The 22090-nt window shown below is 65.4% G+C and carries 24 protein-coding genes and 2 tRNA genes; 14 read left to right on the top strand and 12 right to left on the bottom strand.

The window, feature by feature from the left end; all coding sequences use genetic code 11:
• Positions 1-36 precede the first annotated feature (36 nt).
• From U1H99_RS14070 to U1H99_RS14060, 3 genes are read right to left on the bottom strand one after another with little or no spacing between them, the layout of a single operon-like run.
• Positions 37-1890 carry a chorismate-binding protein gene (locus U1H99_RS14070; protein ID WP_323142357.1) on the bottom strand — a complete coding sequence of 618 codons (1854 nt, stop codon included), beginning with the start codon at positions 1888-1890 and terminating at the stop codon, positions 37-39.
• A gap of 20 nt (positions 1891-1910) precedes the next feature.
• Positions 1911-2489 (bottom strand): nucleoid occlusion factor SlmA, encoded by a 579-nt coding sequence (gene slmA / locus U1H99_RS14065; RefSeq protein ID WP_323142356.1) that lies wholly within the window; start codon positions 2487-2489, stop codon positions 1911-1913.
• Between the two features lie 25 nt (positions 2490-2514).
• Complete coding sequence (locus tag U1H99_RS14060) at positions 2515-3246, bottom strand: pyrimidine 5'-nucleotidase (RefSeq protein WP_323142355.1); 732 nt, start codon at positions 3244-3246, stop codon at positions 2515-2517.
• A gap of 192 nt (positions 3247-3438) precedes the next feature.
• Here U1H99_RS14060 and U1H99_RS14055 point away from each other — a divergent pair, with 192 nt between their 5' ends.
• Positions 3439-4350, top strand: a complete 912-nt coding sequence (locus tag U1H99_RS14055; RefSeq protein ID WP_323142354.1) for a TraB/GumN family protein — start codon at positions 3439-3441, stop codon at positions 4348-4350.
• A gap of 65 nt (positions 4351-4415) precedes the next feature.
• Here the strand turns inward: U1H99_RS14055 and U1H99_RS14050 are convergent.
• From U1H99_RS14050 to argB, 3 genes are all read right to left on the bottom strand, one after another.
• Positions 4416-4492, bottom strand: a tRNA-Asp gene (locus U1H99_RS14050).
• Between the two features lie 4 nt (positions 4493-4496).
• Positions 4497-4571: transfer RNA gene (locus tag U1H99_RS14045), tRNA-Thr, on the bottom strand.
• A gap of 35 nt (positions 4572-4606) precedes the next feature.
• Complete coding sequence (argB, locus tag U1H99_RS14040; protein WP_141836396.1) at positions 4607-5533, bottom strand: acetylglutamate kinase; 927 nt, start codon at positions 5531-5533, stop codon at positions 4607-4609.
• A 129-nt stretch (positions 5534-5662) separates the two neighbouring features.
• Here argB and U1H99_RS14035 point away from each other — a divergent pair, with 129 nt between their 5' ends.
• Entirely contained in the window at positions 5663-5875 is a 213-nt protein-coding gene (locus U1H99_RS14035; RefSeq protein ID WP_323142353.1) for a cysteine-rich CWC family protein, read from the top strand.
• A gap of 10 nt (positions 5876-5885) precedes the next feature.
• Here U1H99_RS14035 and U1H99_RS14030 read toward each other — a convergent pair whose 3' ends face one another.
• On the bottom strand, positions 5886-6935 hold the full coding sequence (locus U1H99_RS14030; RefSeq protein WP_323142352.1) for an extracellular catalytic domain type 1 short-chain-length polyhydroxyalkanoate depolymerase: 1050 nt from the start codon (positions 6933-6935) through the stop codon (positions 5886-5888).
• A 109-nt stretch (positions 6936-7044) separates the two neighbouring features.
• On the opposite strand from U1H99_RS14030, the gene U1H99_RS14025 reads away from it, so the two are divergent.
• Both U1H99_RS14025 and U1H99_RS14020 read left to right on the top strand, forming a co-directional pair.
• A complete protein-coding gene (locus U1H99_RS14025; protein WP_323142351.1) occupies positions 7045-7242 on the top strand; it encodes a DUF1289 domain-containing protein in 198 nt (65 codons plus the stop codon).
• A gap of 102 nt (positions 7243-7344) precedes the next feature.
• Entirely contained in the window at positions 7345-8298 is a 954-nt protein-coding gene (locus tag U1H99_RS14020; RefSeq protein ID WP_323142350.1) for an NAD(P)H-dependent flavin oxidoreductase, read from the top strand.
• A 150-nt stretch (positions 8299-8448) separates the two neighbouring features.
• Here the strand turns inward: U1H99_RS14020 and U1H99_RS14015 are convergent, their stop codons facing one another.
• Positions 8449-9048: a hypoxanthine-guanine phosphoribosyltransferase gene (locus U1H99_RS14015; protein ID WP_323142349.1), complete on the bottom strand. Its 600-nt coding sequence runs from the start codon at positions 9046-9048 to the stop codon at positions 8449-8451.
• A gap of 122 nt (positions 9049-9170) precedes the next feature.
• Between U1H99_RS14015 and U1H99_RS14010 the strand changes: the two genes are divergently transcribed.
• From U1H99_RS14010 to U1H99_RS13980, 7 genes are all read left to right on the top strand, one after another.
• Positions 9171-10994 (top strand): aminopeptidase P family protein, encoded by a 1824-nt coding sequence (locus U1H99_RS14010; protein WP_323142348.1) that lies wholly within the window; start codon positions 9171-9173, stop codon positions 10992-10994.
• Positions 10995-10996: 2 nt separating this feature from the next.
• Positions 10997-11260 (top strand): hypothetical protein, encoded by a 264-nt coding sequence (locus U1H99_RS14005; RefSeq protein ID WP_323142347.1) that lies wholly within the window; start codon positions 10997-10999, stop codon positions 11258-11260.
• 31 nt (positions 11261-11291) lie between these two features.
• Positions 11292-12029 (top strand): MgtC/SapB family protein, encoded by a 738-nt coding sequence (locus U1H99_RS14000; RefSeq protein WP_323142672.1) that lies wholly within the window; start codon positions 11292-11294, stop codon positions 12027-12029.
• A 16-nt stretch (positions 12030-12045) separates the two neighbouring features.
• Positions 12046-12624 carry a DUF924 family protein gene (locus U1H99_RS13995; RefSeq protein WP_323142346.1) on the top strand — a complete coding sequence of 193 codons (579 nt, stop codon included), beginning with the start codon at positions 12046-12048 and terminating at the stop codon, positions 12622-12624.
• Between the two features lies 1 nt (position 12625).
• Positions 12626-13447: a Rossmann-like and DUF2520 domain-containing protein gene (locus tag U1H99_RS13990; RefSeq protein ID WP_323142345.1), complete on the top strand. Its 822-nt coding sequence runs from the start codon at positions 12626-12628 to the stop codon at positions 13445-13447.
• A gap of 31 nt (positions 13448-13478) precedes the next feature.
• Complete coding sequence (locus tag U1H99_RS13985; RefSeq protein ID WP_323142344.1) at positions 13479-13859, top strand: MAPEG family protein; 381 nt, start codon at positions 13479-13481, stop codon at positions 13857-13859.
• Between the two features lie 147 nt (positions 13860-14006).
• Complete coding sequence (locus U1H99_RS13980) at positions 14007-14369, top strand: hypothetical protein (RefSeq protein WP_323142343.1); 363 nt, start codon at positions 14007-14009, stop codon at positions 14367-14369.
• Between the two features lie 7 nt (positions 14370-14376).
• On the opposite strand, the gene U1H99_RS13975 is transcribed toward U1H99_RS13980, so the two are convergent.
• A complete protein-coding gene (locus U1H99_RS13975) occupies positions 14377-14979 on the bottom strand; it encodes a putative pterin-binding protein (RefSeq protein ID WP_323142342.1) in 603 nt (200 codons plus the stop codon).
• A 62-nt stretch (positions 14980-15041) separates the two neighbouring features.
• On the opposite strand from U1H99_RS13975, the gene U1H99_RS13970 reads away from it, so the two are divergent.
• Both U1H99_RS13970 and U1H99_RS13965 read left to right on the top strand, forming a co-directional pair.
• A complete protein-coding gene (locus U1H99_RS13970; RefSeq protein WP_323142341.1) occupies positions 15042-15638 on the top strand; it encodes an alpha-ketoglutarate-dependent dioxygenase AlkB family protein in 597 nt (198 codons plus the stop codon).
• A 179-nt stretch (positions 15639-15817) separates the two neighbouring features.
• Positions 15818-16366 (top strand): porin family protein, encoded by a 549-nt coding sequence (locus tag U1H99_RS13965; protein ID WP_323142340.1) that lies wholly within the window; start codon positions 15818-15820, stop codon positions 16364-16366.
• Between the two features lie 70 nt (positions 16367-16436).
• Here U1H99_RS13965 and U1H99_RS13960 read toward each other — a convergent pair whose 3' ends face one another.
• From U1H99_RS13960 to rarD, 3 genes are all read right to left on the bottom strand, one after another.
• A complete protein-coding gene (locus U1H99_RS13960) occupies positions 16437-16994 on the bottom strand; it encodes an REP-associated tyrosine transposase (protein ID WP_323142339.1) in 558 nt (185 codons plus the stop codon).
• Between the two features lie 208 nt (positions 16995-17202).
• Positions 17203-18870 (bottom strand): energy-dependent translational throttle protein EttA, encoded by a 1668-nt coding sequence (ettA, locus tag U1H99_RS13955; protein ID WP_323142338.1) that lies wholly within the window; start codon positions 18868-18870, stop codon positions 17203-17205.
• A 151-nt stretch (positions 18871-19021) separates the two neighbouring features.
• Positions 19022-19900, bottom strand: coding sequence for an EamA family transporter RarD (gene rarD / locus U1H99_RS13950; protein WP_323142337.1), 879 nt, complete (start codon positions 19898-19900; stop codon positions 19022-19024).
• A 253-nt stretch (positions 19901-20153) separates the two neighbouring features.
• Between rarD and U1H99_RS13945 the strand changes: the two genes are divergently transcribed.
• Positions 20154-22028: a potassium transporter Kup gene (locus U1H99_RS13945; protein ID WP_323142336.1), complete on the top strand. Its 1875-nt coding sequence runs from the start codon at positions 20154-20156 to the stop codon at positions 22026-22028.
• The last annotated feature ends 62 nt before the right edge of the window (positions 22029-22090 follow it).

Here is a 22090-nt window from a genome sequence, read left to right as displayed (position 1 = left end):
TCTGCCTGGCTACCTTTGATGACGGGCTTCCGATGCTCAGTTCGACAATACGGCCCGCAGCGGCCCCCGCAGCGCATTGCACACCACGATCTCCTGCGCCCGCAACAAGGTCTCGCGCGTGATCGGCACTTCGATCGCGTTCCAGGCCGGATCGTCCAGCAGCACGCCGCGTAGTACGCCCGGCAGCACGCCGGCCGACAGCGGCGGCGTGTACCAGCGCCCTTTTACGCGCACGAACACGTTGCTGCGGCCGCCTTCGGTGAGCTCGCCGCGTGCGTTGAAGAACAGGGTGTCGAAGGCGCCCATGCTTTCGGCGGCTTTCCAGGCGGCGTCGTAGCGGCTGCGGACGCTGGTTTTATGGCGCAGGAACAGGTCGTCGGCATCGACCGGATCGTCCGCCAGCAGCAGGCGCACCGGTTCCTGCAGCGGCGCCAGTAGGCCGCTCTGCACCACGATCTCGCCATCCGGCCGCAGCGCCAGGCGCAGGCGGTGCGGCTGGCCGGGCGGCAGCACGCTGCAGGCGGCCTGCAAGCCGGCGCGCGCCAGCTCAAGGCGCAGCGGATAGCCGAAGTAGCCGCTCGAGGCCTGCAGCCGCGCCAGATGGCGTTCCAGGTGGCGGCAGCCGTCCTCGCGCGTGGCATACATCGTCTCGAACAGCTCGAAATCGTTCGGCAGCCCGGTCAGGAAGCCGGCCTTCAGCTGGCATTCGGCGTATTCGGCGCCGGCATCGCTGTCGTGGACGATGCCGGCGCCCACGCCCAATTCGCCATGGCGCACGCCGCCGTGCACCGGCTGCAGCACCAGGGTGCGGATCGGCACCGCCAGGCAGAAGTCGCCGACCTCGGCGCCACCGTCCGGAGGATCGATCCAGCCCAGTCCCCCCGTATAGATGCCGCGCGCGGCCGGTTCCAGTTCGCGGATGATTTCCATCGTGCGCCGCTTGGGGGCGCCGGTGATCGACCCGCACGGATACAGCGCGTCGAAGATGCCGGCCAGGCCGACGCCGGGCGCGAGCTGGGCCTGGACGGTAGAGGTCATCTGCAGCACGCGGCCGTAGGGGCGCACCTCGAACAGCGCCGGCACGCCGACGCTGCCGGTGCGCGCGATGCGGCCCAGGTCGTTGCGCAGCAGGTCGACGATCATCAGGTTTTCAGCGCGGTTCTTGGGGTCGGCGGCCAGCGCGGCGGCGCGCACGGCAGTCTCGGCATCGTCGCTGCCGGCGCGCGCCGTGCCCTTCATCGGCCGCGCCATCAGCCGCCCGGCGTCGTGGCGCACGAACAGTTCCGGCGACAGCGACAGCACCGTGCGCCCGTCGGGCAGGCCGACCAGCGCCCCGTAGGGCACCGGCTGGCGCGCGCGCAGGCGAGAATAGAGCGCGAACACCGAACCGAAGGCGTCGAAGCGCAGCCGGTAGGTGTAGTTCACCTGGTAGGTGTCGCCGGCCTCGATGTAGGCGTGGATGGCGTCGATGGCGCGTGCGAACGCGGCGTCGTCGACGTTGGGGCGCACCGCGGCGATGCCGGCGGGGCCGCCGCCGTCTGCCGCGGCACGCGCTTCGAGCCAGGCCGCCACGCCGTCCGCATCCAGCGCCTCGTAGCGCTCGAACAGCAGCACCTGCGCCAGCGGCGCGTCGGCGGCGCGCGGCGCGCCGGCCGCCACGCCGAGCAGCTGCTCGCCCAGTTCGTAGCTCAGCACCGGCACCGCGTACAGGCCGCGCGCCAGCGCCGCCTGCAGGCGCGCCAGCAGGGACGGCCACTCGTCGACCGTGTGGCAGGCCAGGGTGCCGGCGTGATCGCGGTACAGGCGCGAACGGGCCTGCTGCCAGCCGCCGGAGCCGGCGCTCGGGCCGGCGTTGTCGAGCAGGGCGTAGATGGCGGGATGGGTGTCCATGGCGGCGTCCACAGCGTGCTTCAGGCGGCCAGCAGCAGCGACAGCTGCAGCGCGCTGTTCTCGGCCGGGTGCTGCTTGAAACCGCTCTTGGCATAGCGGTGCCAGCGGCCGGCCACGTAGGACACCAGCAGCGCGGCGCGCGCGGCGACGTCTTCCTCGCGGCCCTGGCCCTGGCTGGCGGCCACGCGCAAGGCCTGCTTGAAGGCCAGTTCGACCTTGTCGTAGAACCCGTTCATGCGCAGCTGCAGGCGCTCGTCTTCGCCGACCAGCGCATCGCCGATCAGTACCCGCGTCATGCCCGGGTTGCTGGCGGCGAAGGTCAGCAGCATCTGCAGCATCGCATGGGCCTGCGCCATGCCCTGTTCTTCGCGTTCGCTGATCTGGTTGATCACGCCGAACACGCTCGATTCGATGAACTCGATCAGGCCCTCGAACATCTGCGCCTTGCTGGCGAAATGACGGTACAGCGCGGCTTCGGAGACGGTCAGCTTGGCGGCCAGCGCCGCGGTCGTGATCTTGTCGCCTTTCGGGTGTTCGAGCATGGCCGCCAAGGCCTGGAGAATTTGGAGTTTGCGCTGGCCCGGCTTGGTGCTTGGCATATCTGTTTCGGATTCCCTGGATGTTTTATTTATAGGCGCGCAGCCGGTGCAGTTGCGCCGGCAGGCGCAGCACGGATTTTACTTTGACATCGACGTAACCGGGGCGTTTGAGCATCTTCGGCAGAGGTGCTTTTCCGATTGGATCGCTGTAGCGCAGGTACTGGGTGACCCAGGCGGTGCGCAGGCCGAGCTGCTTGGCATGCTTCAGGTTGACCAGCGTGTCCTCGACCAGGATGCAGCGCTGCGCCGCCAGGCCGTGGCGGCGCAGCAGCCGGCGCAGCATCAGCTTCGACGGTTTCGGACGCAGCTGCCCATGCACGCGCATGTCCTCGATCGCGATGTGGTGGGCGAAGTGGCGCTGCAGCCCGAGGTGGCGCATCACGTCGGTCGAATAGTCGAGCGGCGCGTTGGTCAGCAGGATCTTGCGGCCGGGCAGGCGCCGCAGCAGGCGCGCCAGGCCGCGCTCGAAGCGGACCATCTCCTGCAGCGCACCGAGGTCGTGGGTTTCACGCAGGAAGTCGGCGGCGTCGACCTGGTGGTGGCGGATCATGCCGAGCAGGGTGGCGCCGTACTTCTTCCAGTAGCCGATGCGCGCCGCGTTCACCGCCTCGCGGCTGGCCGGCGTGACGCCGTCGCCGAGCACGCGCGCGATATACGTGTTCATGTTGGCGCTGATCGCCGGGAAGATCGCGTGCGAGGCATCGTGCAGCGTGTTGTCGAGGTCGAACAGCCAGACAGGGGAGGGGAGCTTGGGCACCGGAGGACGAAGATAAAAGGGAGCAGCCGCGATTATATCGGCTGCGCGCAGGCGCCTCGCAGATGCTGATCCGGCTCTGGGCCGGGTCTGCGCTGGCGCAGGTCGCTACGGATGAGCTTGCTGATAATCGACAGGAGGGCTTACCCGATATGGATACCCTCAGGAAATATTTCCAACTGTCAGGAGTGTCCCATGCGTCGCCCTGTCCTTGCCTTCTTCCTTCTCTTGTTCTGCCTGGCCGCGCACGCGGCTGACCGTGGCCCGGCCGAGCGCGGCCCGGCCGATCGCGGCGCCCTGTTCAGCGCCACCCTCAACGGCCATACGATGCTGCTGTTCGGCACCCTGCACGTCGGCCAGTCCGGTTTTTATCCGCTCGAGCCGCGCATCGCGCAGGCGCTGGCGGCGGCGTCCACGCTGGCGCTCGAGATCGACCCGGCCCAGCCGCGCGCGGCCCTGCAGCGGGCCGTGCGCAGCCGCGGCATGCTGGTACCGGGGGAAGACGATTACGGCGCCATGCCGAGCGCGCAGAAGCGCCGCCTCGATGCACTGATCCTGCAGGGCGGCCTGGATGCCGGCACCGTGCTCGACTACAAGCCGGTGCTGCTGGCGACCCTGCTGGCGCTGGCCGAATACACCAAACAGGGATATCGCGGCGACTGGTCGAGCGAAGCCTGGCTGGCCCGTAGCGCGCGCGCCGCCGACGTGCGCGTGCTCGAGCTGGAATCGCTGCCGGCCCAGTTGTCCCTGCTCGACCGCTTGAGTGTGCCGGACCGCTGGCGCTTCCTCGACGAGATGATGGGTGCGATCGAATCCGGCGCACTGCGCAGCGATGCGCGCGCCATGGTGCAGGCCTGGAGCACGGCCGACCGCACTGCGCTGGATGCGATCGCGGCGCGCTGCGAGGCCGACCGCAGCGTGTCGGGGCAGTTCGTGAATGCGGTCCTGCTGAAGGAGAGGAACCAGAAGCTTGCAGACAAGCTGGTGCGGCTGCTGGAGGCGGAACAGAAGACGGTGGCGGCTGTGGGCGTGCTGCACCTGCTGGGGACGGGCAGCGTGCCGGCGCTGTTGCAGGAGCGTGGCGTCAGCGTCGAAAGAATTTATTAGAAAAGAAGTAAAAAAAATGCCTCCGCAAGCGAAGGCATTTTTCTTACAGCTTTTACTTCATGTTCTGGCGGAGCGGACGGGGCTCGAACCCGCGACCCCCGGCGTGACAGGCCGGTATTCTAACCAACTGAACTACCGCTCCAGACTGGTGCCCTTGACGTGGATTGAACACGTGGCCTCTCCCTTACCAAGGGAGTGCTCTACCACTGAGCTACAAGGGCATTTACATTCTGCGGCGACTTGTCGCCACAAAATTTCAGTGCGAGCGGATCATAGTGCCAAAAGCCTGTTCGGTCAAGACTTCCAGCAATAAAGAGTGCTCGATACGGCCGTCGATGATGTGGACCGTATTGACGCCGGACTTGGCGGCATCGAGTGCCGACGAGATTTTCGGCAGCATGCCGCCCGAAATCGTACCGTCCGCGAACATCTCGTCGATTTCGCGCGCCGACAGGTCGGTGACCAGGTTGCCCTGCTTGTCCTGCACGCCGGCGATGTTGGTCATCATGATCAGCTTTTCGGCTTTCAGGATTTCCGCGATCTTGCCGGCGACGACGTCGGCGTTGATGTTGTAGGCTTGCCCATCCTGGCCGAAGCCGATCGGCGAGATGATCGGGATGAAGGCGTCGTCCTGCAAAGCTTTCACCACCGCCGGATTGATCGCCTCGATTTCGCCGACGAAGCCGATGTCGAGGAACTCGCCCGGCTTTTCCTTGTCCGGCATGGCCATGCGGCGTGCGCGGATCAGGCCGCCGTCCTTGCCGGTCAGGCCGACTGCCTGGCCGCCATAGTGGTTGATCAGCATGACGATGTCCTGCTGGACTTCGCCGCCCAGCACCCATTCGACCACTTCCATGGTCTCTTCGTCGGTGATGCGCATGCCTTGCACGAAGGTGCCTTGCTTGCCGATCTTTTTCAGGGCGTTGTCGATCTGGGGACCGCCGCCGTGCACCACCACCGGGTTCATGCCGACCAGCTTCAGCAGGATGACGTCGCGCGCGAAGCCATGCTTCAGGCGCTCGTCGGTCATCGCGTTGCCGCCGTATTTGATGACGATGGTCTTACCGTGGAAATTACGGATGTAGGGGAGTGCTTCGGCCAGGATCTGCGCCTTGATCTGCGGCGAGACCGCAGTCAGGTCATTGTTCTGGTCGTCGCCCAATGGGTTCAGCGTAGCGTTCATGGGGGTCCAAAAAGAATTTGCGAGATTTTACAGGCAACAGGCCATCGCAGTGGGCATTATAGAGACATCTGTTGAAATTTTTTGCAGGCCCCGTTAAGGTGAACCGGCCATGAATCCCCTTTCACCTCCATGAGTACATGTACCCGCTGCGGCGCGTCCTTCGGCTGTGCAATGGCCGACGGCAGTGCCGGCCCGTGCTGGTGCACGGCACTGCCGCCGGTCGTCGCGCTGCCGTCCCTGGACGCCGGCGCGACGGCACCCGGCTGCTGGTGCCCGACCTGTCTGGAACAGCATATCGCGCAATCGCATGCGGTGGCGCCTGCCACGACGCCACCCGGATGACGCCGCCGTCTCAACGTGCTGTGCGGAAAAAGCGCATCATCGCCTGGCTGGCGCTGGGGCCCCTGCCGTCGGTATAGCTGCCGCGCGCATCGCCGCCGGACCAAGCGTGGCCTGACCCGTGCACCACCCAGTGCTCGGCGTGGATGCTGCCGTCGGGACGGCGGTGCAGCGTGCGCGTATAGGCATGGCCATGCGGCACCTGGCCCGGCTCGATTTCGACCGCTTCCGCCGGGTGGCGCCGCCGCCGCTGGATCAGCTCGTCGCCATTGGCCGGATGCACGGTGGTGTCGCGGTCGCCGTGGAACACGATGATCGGGAGCGGGCGTCCGGGCGCACGCATCGACCCGTGATGGCGCCGCACATCGCCCTTCATGGCGGCCACCGCCGACGCGAGGTCGTGCGCCGCCGCGAACGGCAGGCCGGAATGCACGCCGACCGCCGCGTACAGGTCCGGGTACAGCGTGCCCAGGATGGCCGCCATCGCGCCGCCGGCCGACAATCCCGCCACGTACACCTGCTTCGGGTCGACCGCGTAGCGCGCCATGATGTCGCGCGTCAGGCCGGCGATGATCGACGGTTCGCCTTGCCCATGCTGCTGGTCGAAGGCGTTGAACCAGTTCCAGCAGCGCGACGGATTGGCCTGCTGCGACTGGGCCGGGTAGGCGACCAGGCAGCCGCACTCCTCGGCCAGCGCGTTCATGCCGGTGCCGAGCGCGAAGTCGTCGGGGTTCTGGGTGCAGCCGTGCAGCATCACCAGCAGCGGGCCGGGACCTGCCGTATAGGTGGCGGGCACGTACAGCTTGTAGCTGCGGGTGCCGGCGTCGTTGGTATAAGAGGCGTCGACGACATGGCCGGGCAGCCCGGCGGCGCCGGCTCCGCCCGCCAGTGGCGGAAAATAAAACGGATTGCTGCCGGGCTGGCCGATACGGCCGAGGGTGGCGAGCAGGTCGGAAACGGGATCCTCGTGGGATGGATGCGGGGCGGCGTCGGTACGATCGTGCGGCATCACCGCCTGTGCCGCGGCGCGTAGCTGCGCCAGCAGTTTATGGCTGAGACTCATGGGGCGCTCCTTTCCGGTGGGCCGGCGCCCAGTCTTTGTTGTTAAGCTTGCGTCAACCTTACAAAGTGTATGCGTGGCGCGACTGTGCCGAATGGGTTACGCTGCGCGCATGAATCCGGAAGACCAGAGCCCCGTTCCTTCTCCCTGCATCAGCCTGTGCAAGATGTCGAATGACACCGGCTTGTGCGAGGGCTGCCTGCGCACCATCGACGAGATCGTCGCCTGGGGCACCGCCGACGACGCTTTCAAGCGCCAGGTGTGGGCCGCGATCCGCCGCCGCGAACGGGATATCCCCTTCGACGACTGAATCCGCTGCGTAACTGATTTAGAGTCGGAAATCTAGCACGGTCGTTCTTTTCTGCGCCATAATCGCCGGGCTGCTTCGATCAACCTACCGTGAGAGACCTCCATGGCGCTGCCCACCGTCCTGCAAGACCTGTCCCTACCCGTCATCGCCTCGCCGATGTTCATCGCCAGCGGCCCCGCGCTGGTAGCCGCGCAGTGCAAGGCCGGCATCGTCGGCTCGTTCCCGGCCCTGAACGCGCGCCCGGCCGAGCAGCTCGACGTGTGGCTGACCGATCTGCAGAACGAATTGCAGGCCTATCAGGACACCCACCCCGACAAGAAAGTGGGGCCGATCGCGGTCAACCAGATCGTGCACCAGTCGAACGACCGCCTGGCGCACGACGTCGAGGTCTGCGTCAAGCACCAGGTGCCGATCATCATCTCCTCGCTGCGCGCGCCGCCGCCGGAGATGCTGGACGCGGTGCACAGCTATGGCGGCATCGTGCTGCACGACGTGATCTCGATCCGCCACGCCGAAAAGGCGCTGGAGGCGGGCGTCGACGGCCTGATCCTGGTGGCGGCCGGCGCCGGCGGCCATGCCGGGGCGCTGTCTCCGTTCGCGCTGGTCGGCGAGGTCCGCAAATTCTTCGATGGCCCGATCGCCTTGTCCGGCGCCATCGCCACCGGCGACGCCATCCTCGCGGCCCAGGCCATGGGCGCCGACTTCGCCTACATCGGCTCGCGCTGGCTGGCGACCCGGGAATCGAACGTCAGCGATGCCTATCGGGATGCGATCGTCGACTCCAGCGCGGCCGACGTGGTGTACACCAACCTGTTCACCGGCGTGCACGGCAACTACCTCAAGAAATCGATCGTGGCGGCCGGGCTCGATCCGGACAACCTGCCGGTGTCGGACAAGAGCAAGATGAGTTTCGGTTCGGCCAGTGCCAAGGCCTGGCGCGATATCTGGGGCGCGGGGCAGGGCGTGGGCTTGATGGAGGATGTGCCGACCGTGGAAGAGATGGTGGGGCGGCTGAAACAGCAGTACGAAGCGGCGCGCTCGCGTTTGAAAATCTGAGTTAACCCCTAAACGTCGTCCCTGCGAAGGCAGGGACCCAAGTTCGGCGATCAGCGCAAACGTATGTGGCTGTTCGTGCAAATTGGGTCCCTGCCTGCGCAGGGACGACGTTGTTTGGCGTGAGCGTAATTCTAGTAGTGCGACGCCGGCTCAAGTAACAGGCGTCTCCGCCTCCACCTTCTTGTCGGTATCCTTAATCACCCACAAGCCCGGCAAATTCCGCCAGTACCCATGCGCATCCATCCCGAACCCGACCACGAAGCGGTTCGGAATGCTCAGGCCGACGATATCGGCCTGTACCGGCTTGGTCTTGCCGAGGTCCTTGTCGGCGAACACGGCCAGGATCACCTCGGCCGCGCCCATGTCGAGCAGGCGCTGTTTCACGTGGGCCAGGGTCTCGCCCTCGTCGAGGATGTCGTCGACCACGATGATGATGCGGCCGGCCACGTTCTGGCGCGGGATGACTTTCCAGACGACTTCGCCGCCCTTGTCCAGGTCGCCGTAGCGGGTCACGTGGATATAGTCGAATTCGAGCGGGAAGCTCAGCTGGGGCAGCAGGTTGCCGGTGAATACCACCGCGCCGCCCATCACGCCGAGCACCAGCGGGAAGGCGCCGGTCTCGTCGTTGTCGAAACGCTGGTTCAGCACGGCGGCCACGTTGCCGACGGCGGCCGCCACCTTGTCGGCGCTGACGATTTCCTCGGCATTGGCCATCAATTCGCGCGCACGGGTGTAATGAAAGTCTTGCATGGTCTGTCTGTCTAAAAAGAGTCGAATGAATTATCCGCCAGAATGATGGGAACCGTGTTCCGCCTGGAGGCGCGTATGATACGGGGCTTGGAATAACATTTGAATATCGCCTTTTTTTGACCATGCCAGCTCCTGACACCACCGGCGTGCGCGCCGCCCGCCTTGCCCAGCTGCGCGCCGCGATGGCGCGCCACCAGGTCGATGCCTTCATCGTGCCGTCCGCCGACCCGCACCTGTCCGAATACCTGCCCGGCCGCTGGCAGGGCCGCGAATGGCTGTCCGGCTTCACCGGCTCGGTCGGCACCTTCATCGCCACCGCGGATGTTGCGGGTGTCTGGACCGATGGCCGCTACTACACCCAGGCCGAGAACGAACTGGCCGGCACCGACATCCAGCTGATGAAGATCCCGTCCGGCGCCAGCCTGCTGCACATCGACTGGCTGGCCGAGAACCTCGAGGCCGGCCAGACGGTGGCGGTCGACGCCCGCGTGCTGGGCCTGGCCGTGGCGCGCCTGCTGGGTGACGCCTTGACGGCGCGCGGCATCAAGCTGCGCACCGACCTCGACCTGCTGGACGACATCTGGACCGACCGTCCCGGCCTGCCGCCCGAGCCGGTGTTCGAACACGCGGCGCCGTACGCGGTGCAGGCGCGCGCCGACAAGCTGCACGCCACCCGCAACGCGATGGCGAAGCTGGGTGCCCAGGTCCATTTCATGTCGACCCTGGACGACATCGCCTACCTGTTCAACCTGCGCGGCGCCGACGTCAGCTACAACCCGGTGTTCCTGGCGCACGCGCTGGTCGAGTCCAGCCGCGCCACGCTGTTCGTCGCCGACGGCAAGGTGCCGCCCGAATTGCGTGAACGCCTCGGGCGCGACGGCGTGCAGGTCGCGCCGTACGCCGATGCCGCCGCCGCGCTGGCGACGCTGCGGGAAGACGCGACCCTGCTGGTCGATCCGCGCCGCATCACCGCCGGCATGCGCGCCGCCGTGCCGCAAGGCGTGCGCGTGGTGGAAGCGATCAACCCGACCACCTTCGCCAAGTCGCGCAAGCTGCCGCAGGAAGCCGACCATGTGCGAGAGACCATGGAACAGGATGGCGCCGCCCTGTGCGAATTCTTCGCCTGGCTCGAGCAAGCCCTCGAAGAAGGCACGGCGCTGACCGCGCCGTTGACTGAACTCACGATCGACGAACAGATCACGGCCGCGCGCGCCCGCCGTCCCGGCTTCGTCAGCCCCAGCTTCGGCACCATCGCCGGCTTCAATGCCAACGGCGCCATCATGCACTACCGCGCCACGCCGGCGTCGCACGCCGCCATCGAAGGCGACGGCCTGCTCTTGATCGATTCCGGCGGCCAGTACCTGGGCGGCACCACCGACATCACGCGCGTGGTCCCGGTCGGCACCGTCTCGGCGGCGCAGAAACGCGACTTCACGCTGGTGCTGAAAGGGATGATCAACCTGTCGATCGCGCGCTTCCCGCGCGGTACCAAAGGACCGATGCTGGATGCGCTGGCGCGCGCGCCGATCTGGGCCGCCGGCATCGACTACGGCCACGGCACCGGCCACGGCGTCGGCTACTTCCTCAACGTGCACGAAGGTCCGCAGGTGATCTCGCCGACCGCGCTGCCGGAACCGCATACGGCGATCGAGCCGGGCATGATCACCTCCAACGAACCGGGCATCTACCGCCCCGGCCACTGGGGCATCCGCATCGAGAATCTGGTGTTGGCGCAGCCGGTTGAAAACGGCGAGTTCGGCGAATTCCTCGGCTTCGAGACGCTGACCCTGTGCCCGATCGACACCCGCTGCATCGACGTCAAGCTGATGCGCGGCGACGAAGTCGCCTGGCTGAACGATTACCACCGCTCGGTCCGGGCGCGCCTGCTGCCGCGCGTGAGCGGCGCCGCGCGCGACTGGCTCGAATTGCGTACGAAGGAGATCTGATCATGGCCAGTTCCCGTTCCACCCGCGCCAGCGCCGCCGTCGACCGCCTCAAGCGCCGCAGCGGCATCACCTCGTATTCGATGGCGCGCACCGGCGACGGCCTGTTCTTCCTGTCCGAAAAGCCGGGCGCGCCGCCGCTGTGCGCGCCGCTCGAGATGGACGACTTCGTGGCCTTCGTCAACGGCCTCGGACCGCAGGAAGTCAAACGCGTCAGCAAGAACGATCTCGAGTTCGAGAAGCAGCTGGTCAGGAAAAAGATTGACTAACCAGGCGATCGTGAACGAGTCGGGCCTGACGATGTCGAGCCTGGTCGCGGCCTACTGGTCGCCGGCCGAACTGGTGACCAATGGCCTGATCCTGCTGAACCTGGCCGGCGCCCTGCTGCTCGGCCTGATGGTCGGCTACGAGCGTTCCTATCACGGCCGCGCCGCCGGCATGCGCACCTATGGCCTGGTGTGCATGGCCTCGGCCGGATTGACCATCATCGCCGGCTACCCGAATTACTGGTACGGCGGGCATGGCGCCGCCACCGCGCTGGTCGACCCCACGCGGGTGATCCAGGGCGTGGTGACCGGCATCGGCTTCCTTGGCGCCGGCGTCATCATGCGCTCCGGGTTTACCATCAGCGGCCTCACGACCGCCGCCTCGATCTGGGCCTCGTCGGTGATCGGCATCATGGTCGGCGTCGGCTTTTACCTGGCCGCGATGGGCCTGGCCTTCTTTTCGGCGATGATCATGATCTACCTGAACCGCGCGGTCGGCATGCTGCCTTCGCGCCGCGCGGTGGCGGTGACGCTGCGCTTCAAGCCCGGCATCCGCCCCGAAGAAGAAGTATTGCGCAAGGCCGCGCTCGAGCGTGGCTACGAGATCGCCGGCGGCTCGCTCACCATCGGCAGCGAAAAGAATGCCCAGGAATGGCGCTTCGTCGCGCTGGCGTTGGCCGGCCAGAACGGGGCGCCGCTGTCGTCGCTGGCCGGCGAGCTGTCGTCGGTCGAAGGCGTGGACGGCTTCTCGCTGTCGCACGCCCGTAATTAACCATATGGGACACCGCATGACCCCACACGAGGTACGCGATTTCTGGTTCGGCGCGCCCGGCAGCGCCCTTGACGGACAGCCGCGTCGCGAATGGTTCGTCAAGAACGAGGCCTTCGATGCCGTCATCCGCGAACGCTTCGGCGCCGCCATCGACGCCGCCGTCGGCGGCGGCCTGCGCGAGTGGGATGCGACCGGCCCGGACGGCGTGCTGGCGCGCCTGCTGGTGCTCGACCAGTTCACTCGCAACGCCTGGCGCAACACCCCGCGATCCTTTGCCGGCGATGCGCTGGCGCTGGCCGCCGCCCAGCAACTGGTCGACAGCGGCGCCGACCGCCAACTGCCGCCGCTGCGGCGCGCCTTCGTCTACATGCCGTTCGAGCATGCCGAAGACCCGTATATGCAGGAGCGGGCGGTCGAACTGTTCTCGATGCTGGCCGCCGCCCATCCGGGCTTCGACGAGATGCTCGACTACGCGCACCGCCACCGCGGCGTGATCGCCCGCTTCGGCCGCTTCCCGCACCGTAACGCCATCCTGGGCCGCGCCTCGACGCCGGAAGAGCTGGCCTTCCTGCAGCAGCCGGGTTCGCGCTTCTGACATGGCGCCTTCGCTCAACATCGTCGGCGCCGGCCACGTCGGCCGCGCCCTCGGGCGCGTGTTCAGCGCGCGCGGCATTTATACCGTGCAGGACGTGCTGACCCGCTCCCAGGCCGGCGCCCAGGCCGCCTGCGCCTTCATCGGCGCCGGCCACCCGGTCGACGCGCTCGGCTGGATGCGGCCGGCCGAGGTCTGGATGCTGGCGGTGTCCGACGACCGCATTGGCGACGTCGCCACGGCGCTGGCGCGGGACCATGCGGTGGGTGGCGCCGTCGTGTTCCACTGCAGCGGCGCCAAGGCCTCCAGTGAACTCGAACCGCTGCGCCTTGCGGGCGCCGCCGTCGCCAGCGTGCATCCGGTGCGCAGCTTTGCCGACCCGGCCGGCGTGGCAGCGCAGTTCGACGGCACCTGGTGCGGGGTCGAAGGCGACGCTGCCGCGCTGGCGCGGCTGGTACCGGCCTTTGAAGCGGCCGGCGCGCGCATCGTCGCCATCGACGCCGCCGCCAAGACCGTCTACCACGCGGCTGCGGTGTTCGCCTCGAACTACCTGACCACGGTGTTGGACGCCGCGCTGCGCGCCTACCAGGCGGCCGGCATCCCGGAACCGGTGGCGCGCGAACTGGCCGGCCCGCTGGCCGCCGAGACCCTGGCCAACGTCCTGCGGCTGGGCGCCGCGCAGGCGCTGTCGGGCCCGATCGCGCGCGGCGACGAGGCGACGGTCTCTCGCCAGCAGGCCGCCGTCGACGCCTGGGACGGCGCCAGCGGACGCCTGTACGGCGCGCTGGCCGAGGCCACCCGCAACCTGGCCCGGCGCCGGCCCTGATTCTTCCGTTTTATCAAAAGGAACTTCTAAAATGCAACTAACCGAGTGGACCATGCTGGCCGTACTTGGCGTCTACTTCTGGACCGGCGTGATGGCCGGCTGGGCGCGCGTCAAGTATGGCGTGGCGGCGCCGTCGATGGATGGCCCGCTGCCGTTCCAGAGTGCCCAGCGGGTGCAGGCGAATACCCTCGAACAGCTGCCCCTGGTGCTGGTGCCGCTGTGGCTGTGCGGGCAGGCGCTGGGCGACACCTGGGCCGCCGCCGGCGGGCTGCTGTGGTGCTGCGGCCGCATCCTGTATGCGCTCGGGTATTACCGCGATCCGGCCAAGCGTGAAGCCGGTTTCATCATCGGCATGCTGGCCTGCGGCGCGCTGGTGGCCGGCAGTGCGATCGGCCTGTTGCAGCAAGCCTAGTCTGACATCTGTTGCACCAAAGCAAAACTCGATCAGCAAAACGTCGACAAAGCCCGTCCGCTGCAATAAGCTTGTTGCCTCAGTTCAACTAACTTATTCAATACCCCGCGGGCCGGTCAAGCCGCTTGGCGGATGGAGGAGGGCAGCATGCTTTTTTTGAAGAGCACCAGTGTCACCAAGGCACCCGGCATTTATGAAGTCGACGTGGCTGCCAAGCCGCCGGGCAAGACCTTCGGCATCTTCATGGCGACCGATCCCGACAATCCGCCGAACGCCGTGCTGACCGCGCTGGCCGAACTCGGCTTTGAACCCACCCACCAGCAAAACTATGTCCACAGGGACAAAGGCAAGGTGCTCGACCTGCATTTCCAGAAGAACGGCACCGATCTGTTCAACGGCTGGAAGACAGACGAGTGCAGCAACAACCTGGCGGCCATCGATTGCCTGTTCGGTAACGTCGGCATCAAGGTGGTGCCGCGTGTAATGAGCCTCGCCGAAGCCTACGCTTGAGATAGGGTCATGCGCGCACCTCGATGTGGTAGAGCGCCCATGGGCAATCCGTAAAACGCTGTGCCAGCGGCAGCGCCGCCATCTCCGGGATCCGGTCGGCATCGTAGACGGCCCACAGCGGTCCCAATCCTCCCAGCGGCATCGGCGCCCCATCGATATGGGTGGCCACGATGACGCGCCGCGTACCTGCCTGCGCGCCGTTCAGTTCGACGCTGTAGCCATCCACCGCCCGCAATACCAGGGTGGTGCGGTCGCCGACCTTGGCGCCGGCACTTCCCATTACGTCCAGCAGCAGCGGTCCGCGCAGCGTGTGCGGCTTGCCGTCGTATTCGAGCGTCGGCCGGATCGTGTGCGGCACCAGTTGCAGCAGGGCGGCATGGTCGAAGGTGTAAGCCTTGGCGAAGCCGAGGCCCTGCTTGTGCATCATCTGGTCGAGTACCGGGTCGAACGGCCCGCGGTTGGCACGGGCGATGGCGCCGGTGACGGTCAGCAGGGCCGGGCCACGAGAGGCCGGGCCGCGCGAGGCCGGGCCGCGGTCGGCCGCTGCGGCATCGGCGGCAAGCGGCAGGGCACCGGCGATGGCCGCGCCCAGGAACTGGCGTTTTTTCATAAAATACGCATGAGAAAATACGAAGTCGATGGCGGGTCCATCATAGTCTTATAAGTGTCTCAATGGATTTATTCTCCGACGATGCCAGCCTGGTGCCGATCCCGATCGAAGACGGCGAGCTGGCCATGCTGGCGCGCATGCCGCTGCCGGCCAGTCCGGCCCAAGTGCTGGAACAACTGATTCAAGAAACACCGTGGCGTGCCGAGACGATCGTCCTGTACGGCAAGCGCTACCTGCAGCCGCGCCTGACGGCCTGGTTCGGCGAAGCGGCCTACACCTATTCCGGCCTGACGCTGGCGCCCGCGCCGATGACGCCGCTGTTGAACGGCTTGCGCAGCACGGTCGAAGACCTCACCGGTCACCGCTACAACAGCGTGCTACTGAATTACTACCGCGATGGCGCCGACAGCATGGGCATGCACAGCGACGACGAGCCGGAGCTCGGGCCGGCGCCGGCCATCGCGTCGCTCAGCCTGGGGGCAACCCGCACCTTCATCCTGCGTCACAAGCTGACTAAACGCACCGTCAAAATCGATTTGACCGACGCCAGCCTGTTATTGATGGCAGGTGAGCTGCAGAAATACTGGTTGCATGGCATAAATAAGACTGCAAAGCCGATGGGTGCACGGCTTAACCTCACTTTTCGTTACGTCGCTTAAGTATCGCTTAAGTTTCGACATCCATCGGCAAAAAATAACTGAACGGAGAGTCATTAAGTTACAGCTGCTTACAGTTCTTACCAAATGGGCACGGACGCAAACGAACCCTAGTGCTATCTTGCCTACATCGCGATTCACTTTGCATCGCGAACCAGACCAACAAAGCAAAAGGATTCGTCATGAAAAAGCTCATCGTTGCCCTGATCGCCAGCGCCGCCGCCATGTCCGCAGCACAAGCACAGGACACCACCACCCCTGGCCACGCCTACCTGGGTGTGGGTGTCGCCAGCGCCGATCATGAAGACGGCAACGGTTTCAACAGCGACGGCTACAAGGCCTCGGGCAAGATCTTCGGTGGTTATGAATTCAACCAGAACTGGGGCGTCGAAGCTGGTTACACCGACTTCCGCAAGGCTGACGTGAACACCGCCACCGCCCGTGGCGAAACCAAGGGCTACGGCTACTACGTCGCTGCCAAGGCAACCGCACCGATCAACGAGAAATTCGACGTGTACGGCAAGCTGGGCCTGCAGAACAGCCAGCGTGAGTTGAGCATCGCCGGCCTGACCACCAAGGACCACGCGACCGATGCCTACGGCGCAGTCGGCGTGCAATACAAGGTGAACCAGCAGGTTGGCCTGGTTGCCGAATACGAGCGCTACGGCAAGAGCAAGGACTTCGGCGCCAGCCCGAACGTGCTGACCGTGGGTGCACGCTACAGCTTCTGATGCCGGCGTAAGCGGTAAATAGAAAAAGGGACCTGCGGGTCCCTTTTTTATTGCTTGCTGCGCTTGAGCATCAACGCAGGGGATTCGCGTAGGGCAGCGCCTGCGACACGCCCGAGCGCATCCACGGCGGTGGCGGCAGGGGCGATTCGGGCGGCTTGAAACCGGAGGCGACGAAGCGGTGCACCGACGACCACTGCCACTCGGCCGCATGCTGGCACAAACCGTGGCGTACCGGGTTGCCGTGCAGGTAATCGATCAAGGCCGTGTATTCGTCGTCGTCGGCAATCAAGTGATCGTGGTAATGGCGTTCCCAGATCGCTTCACCGCTGCCGGCCACGCGCAAGCCCGGCAGGCAGGCTTTGTTCAGGGCTTTGGAAAAGGCGATTTTCACCGCGCGCCAGCGCATCGCGCAATCCTGGTCGCCCGGGGGCAGGGTCCAGATCGTGTGAGCATGATCGGGCAGTACGACCCAGGCATCGACGTGGAAGGGCTTGCGGGTCCGGGCCTGGCGCATGGCTTCGCCAAATGCCGAGAAGTGGTCTGTCAACAAGGTGCTGTTGCGGTCCAACAAGCGCACCGTGAAGAAGAACGTCCCGCCTGGAACGCGGTTATCGCGGTAATGGGTCATGAACCTGGTGTCAAGCGAGGCTTGAACAATCTCAACGTCGGTCGATTCTACACATGGCTTCAAAATGAGGCCGGTTCATTTCCGCGCAAAAATTATCTGCAGATGCGGCGCATATCGATGTATTTAATAACAAAAAAACCCAGGCACCGGATCGATGCCTGGGTTTTTTTCGGATTTCGACTCCGCTGTGGCGCGGATACGACTCGGCTTATGCGGTCAGCGGCTTGTAGCGGATACGCTTCGGCTTGGCGCCTTCTTCGCCCAGGCGCTTCTTCTTGTCAGCTTCGTATTCCTGGTAGTTACCGTCGAAGAAGGTCACTTGAGAATTGCTTTCGAAGGCCAGGATGTGCGTGGCGATGCGGTCCAGGAACCAGCGGTCGTGCGAGATCACCATCACGCTGCCGGCGAATTCCAGCAGCGCATCTTCCAGCGCGCGCAGGGTTTCGACGTCGAGGTCGTTCGACGGTTCGTCCAGCAGCAGCACGTTACCGCCCTGCAACAGGGTTTTCGCCAGGTGCAGGCGGCCGCGTTCGCCGCCGGACAGGTTGCCGACCACCTTCTGCTGGTCGCCGCCCTTGAAATTGAAGCGGCCGAGATAGGCGCGCGACGGCATCTCGAAGCGGCCGACGCTCAGCATGTCGGCGCCGCCGGTGACGTCCTCGAACACGGTCTTGGTGTTGCTGAGGTCTTCGCGGGTCTGGGCGACCAGCGACACCTTCGCGGTCTGGCCGATCTTGACTTCGCCGCTGTCCGGCTGCTCGAGGCCGGCGATCATCTTGAACAGGGTCGACTTACCGGCGCCGTTGGGGCCGATGATGCCGACGATCGCGCCCGGTGGGATCGTGAACGAGACATTGTCGATCAGCAGACGGTCGCCGAAGGCTTTCGACACGTTCTTGAACTCGATGACTTCGTTGCCCAGGCGTTCCGCCACCGGGATGAAGATCTCCTGGGTTTCGTTGCGCTTCTGGTATTCGTATTCGCTCAGCTCGTTGAAGCGGGCCAGGCGCGCCTTCGACTTGGCTTGCCGCGCCTTCGGATTCTGGCGTGCCCACTCCAGCTCCTTGGCCAGCGCTTTCTGGCGTGCCGATTCGGTCGCTTCTTCCTGCTTCAGGCGTGCCTGCTTCTGGTCCAGCCACGACGAGTAGTTACCTTTCCACGGGATGCCCGCGCCGCGGTCCAGTTCCAGGATCCATTCGGCGGCGTTGTCGAGGAAGTAGCGGTCGTGGGTAATGCCGACCACGGTGCCCGGGAAGCGCAGTAGGAACTGCTCCAGCCACTCGACCGATTCGGCGTCCAGGTGGTTGGTCGGCTCGTCCAGCAGTAGCATGTCGGGTTTGCTCAGCAGCAGCTTGCACAGCGCCACGCGGCGCTTCTCGCCGCCGGACAGCACGCCGACCTTGGCATCCCACGGCGGCAGGCGCAGCGCATCGGCCGCCATTTCCAGCTGCAGGTTCAGGTTGCCGCCGTCGGCCGCGGCGATGATCGCTTCCAGGCGTTCCTGCTCTTTCGCCAGCGCGTCGAAGTCGGCGTCTTCTTCCGCGTACGCCGCGTACACGGCTTCCAGCTTGGCTTGCGCCTCGAAGGCTTCGCCGAGGCCGCTTTCGACCTCCTGGCGCACGGTCTTTTCCGGATCCAGCTGCGGTTCCTGCGGCAGGTAACCGATGTTCAGGCCCGGCATCGGGCGCGCTTCGCCCTGGATGTCGGTGTCGATGCCGGCCATGATCTTCAGCAGCGTCGATTTGCCGGAGCCGTTCAGGCCCAGCACGCCGATCTTCGCGCCCGGGAAGAAGGACAGGGAAATATCCTTCAAGATCTGACGCTTCGGTGGGACGATCTTGCCCACGCGGTTCATGGTGTAGACGTAATTGGCCATGTGATGAGTGATTCGATGTGAAATAAGGACGACAGGATACTGTAAAAATTCGGGGTCAGAGCACAAGTTTTACGCTTTGCGGCAGCGACTTCGCTCTGGAAGGCAGCCGTAACAAGCCAACAATTGTGCTCTGACCCCGAATTGTGTTTCGTCAAGCCTGGGCAGGGGCAGGGCGGCGCAGCAAGCCTTCGATGGCGAACAGGGCCAGCGCCAGCCAAATGAGCGCGAAGCCGACCAGGCGGTCCGCCGTAAACGCTTCGTGGAACAGCCAGACGCCGAGCAGGAATTGCAGCGTCGGCGACAGGTATTGCAGCAGGCCCAGTACCGATAACGGGATCTGGCGCGCGCCCGAGGCGAACAGCAGCAGCGGGATCGCGGTGATCGGCCCGGCCGCGATCAGGAGCAGGCGCGTGGTGTCGGACGGGGTGTTGATGAAGGCGTTCTGGCCATGTATGGTCAGCCAGGTCACGTAGCCGGCCGCCAGCGGGAACAGCACCATGGTCTCGAACGACAAGCCTTCCAGGGCGCCCAGCTTGGCCGTCTTGCGCAGCAGGCCATAGCCGCCGAAGGACGCCGCCAGCGCCAGCGCGATCCAGGGCACGGTGCCGGCCTGCCAGGTCAGCCAGGCGACGCCGAGGGCGGCCACCGCGATCGCCATCCACTGGGCGCGACGCAGGCGTTCGTTCAGCAGCAGGTAGCCGAACATGATGTTGACCAGCGGGTTGATGAAGTAGCCCAGGCTGGCCTCGATTACGTGGCCGTTGTTCACGGCCCAGATGTAGATCAGCCAATTGATGCTGAGCAGCAGGGCGGATGCCGCAAAGCTGCCGAACACGCGTGGCTGACGCACCAGCGCCAGCCACGCCCACTGGCGGCGCAGCACCAGCACGATCACCAGGAACAGCAGCGACCACAGCATGCGGTGGGCCAGGATCTGCAGTGGCGGCACTTCGCCGATGGCGTGGAAATACAGTGGAAACAGGCCCCAGCACAGGAAGGCGAGGGCAGCGGACAGGATGCCGGTGCGCATGGAAAGATGAAAAAATTATCGGGTCGACATTATCCCCGAAGCGGCGCCACTCTGCTGGAACCCCGTATTTATGCGGCAGGGGTCGCCGCCGAGCCGCGCGCCCATGCCTCGGCAGATGGGGCAGACTGCGGTCTTGCCTGAACAAAAACTTTGAGAAAATGTTGGAAAATAAGCCGCGTGCCGGAAGGCCTGGCTTGTCTTTCCTTGTCTATTATTCTATTGTGCAACGCACCGGAACAACCAAGGTGAAAACTTGTCGCAACATAACAAAAGCAGCCTGGCCGCGCTGACCCTGGCGGCGGTCGGCATCGTCTATGGCGACATCGGCACCAGTCCGCTGTACACGCTGAAAACCATCTTCGATCCGACCCACGGCCTGCCGCTGAACACGCCGAACCTGCTGGGCATCGTGTCACTGATCTTCTGGGGCTTGACGATGATCGTGTCGCTCAAGTACGTGACGCTGGTGCTGCGCGCCGACAACCGCGGCGAGGGCGGTGTCATGGCGCTGATGGCGCTGGCCATGAATTCGGTCACGCGCCACTCGCGCTGGCATTACGTCTTGATGGTGATCGGCGTGATCGGCGCCACCATGTTCTACGGCGACAGCGTGATCACGCCGGCCATTTCCGTGCTGGGCGCGATCGAAGGCCTGGAAGTGGCCACGCCGGGCCTGGAAAAATACGTGGTGCCGCTGACCATCGCCGTGCTGCTGGTCCTGTACAGCGTGCAAAAACACGGCACCGCCGGCATCGGCCGCTTCTTCGGTCCGATCATGATCGTCTGGTTCGTCGTACTGGCGGTGATGGGCATCATCAACATCGTGCAGGCGCCGGTGATCCTGCAGGCGCTGAATCCGTGGCACGCCATCGAATTCATGGTGCGCAACAAGTTCATCGCCTTCGTCGCATTGGGCGCGGTGGTGCTGTCGCTGACCGGCGCCGAGGCCCTGTACGCCGACATGGGCCACTTCGGCAAGAAGCCGATCCGCGTGGCCTGGTTCCTGGTCGTGTTCCCGGCGCTGGCGCTGAACTACCTGGGCCAGGGCGGCCTCTTGATCATGCATCCGGAAACGGTCGAGAACCCATTCTTCCACCAGCTCGGCAGCTGGAGCGTGCTGCCGCTGGTGGTGCTGTCGACCATGGCGGCGGTGATCGCCTCGCAGGCGACGATTTCCGGCACCTTCTCGATGACCAAGCAGGCGATCGCGCTGGGACTGCTGCCGCGCATGCGTGTGATGCACACCTCGGAAAGCGAGATCGGCCAGATCTACATCCCGGCCGTGAACTGGCTGCAGCTGATCGTGGTGCTGATCGCGGTGGTCGGCTTCGGCTCGTCGGACAAGCTGGCCGGTGCCTACGGCATCGCGGTGACAGCGACCATGTTCGCCACGACCTTCCTCACCTTCTTCGTGATCCGCTACCGCTGGCACTTGCCGCTGTGGCTGTGCATCGGCGCCACCGGCTTGTTCATGGTGATGGACATCGCGCTGTTCTCGGCCAGCACGCTGAAACTGCTGCACGGCGGCTGGTTCCCGCTGCTGCTGGGCGCGGTGCTGCTGACCACCATGCTGACCTGGAAGCGTGGCCGCGAGCTGGTGTTCGAGAACCTGGAAAAGCATGCGATCCCGCTCGACGACTTCCTGCAGTCGCTGTTCGTGGCGCCGCCGGCGCGGGTGGCCGGCACCGCCATCTTCCTGCGCGGCGAAACCGACGGCGTGCCGCACGCGCTGCTGCACAACCTGCTGCACAACAAGGTGCTGCACGAGCGCGTGGTGTTCCTGACGGTGCACATCCGCGAAGAGCCCTACGTGCCCCAGTCCGAGCAGCTGCAGGTGACGGCGCTGGGCCACAACTGCTTCCAGCTGAACGTCAGCTACGGCTTCAAGGACGAGGCCAACATCCCCGACATCATGCGCCTGTGCGCCATGAAAGACCTTGAATTCGAGATGATGGAAACCTCGTTCTTCATCGCGCGCCAGACCGTGATCTCGGTGCCGGGCCAGGGCATGATGCCGTGGCGCGAACACCTGTACGTGGCGATGCAGAGGAATGCGCGCACCGCCGCCGACTACTACCAGATCCCGGCCAACCGGGTGATCGAGCTGGGGACGCAGGTGGAAATTTAAGGACGCTTGGACGACACGGCATTACAAAAAATGTACATGTGGCATGCGGTCTGCAGGTAAGG

Source organism: Massilia phyllosphaerae (genome assembly GCF_034659755.1).
Classification (GTDB): Bacteria; Pseudomonadota; Gammaproteobacteria; order Burkholderiales; family Burkholderiaceae_D; genus Telluria; species Telluria phyllosphaerae.
This window is presented reverse-complemented; position numbering and strand designations above follow the sequence as displayed.